This is a genomic window from Paraburkholderia sp. BR10923, assembly GCF_040948765.1.
Taxonomy (GTDB): Bacteria; Pseudomonadota; Gammaproteobacteria; order Burkholderiales; family Burkholderiaceae; genus Paraburkholderia; species Paraburkholderia youngii.
Genome location: NZ_JBFPKO010000225.1, coordinates 1 through 255, shown reverse-complemented (window position 1 = coordinate 255; position 255 = coordinate 1). Strand labels below are relative to the sequence as shown.

At 63.1% G+C, this 255-nt stretch carries 1 protein-coding gene; it reads right to left on the bottom strand.

The features are described from left to right. On the bottom strand, positions 1-255 hold a 255-nt coding region (locus AB3X94_RS42220), incomplete at both ends, for a transposase (RefSeq protein WP_368614508.1).

Here is a 255-nt window from a genome sequence, read left to right as displayed (position 1 = left end):
GCGGTTGTAGTTGCACGCCGCACGTACCGACCCATGCGCCCAATGTCGAGCGCGGTATCGCGACGCCCGCCCGCGCAAAGATCTGCTCCTGACGATACAGGGGAAGGTGGTCAGCGTATTTGGCAACGAGCACTGACGCCAGCAGTCCCGCAGTCGGAATGCCCTTGTCGATGACGTGCGCAGGCACCGCGGCCTGAATCCGTGTTTCGCAGTTTCTGCACACCCACTTGCCACGGACATGCCGCTCCACGGTGA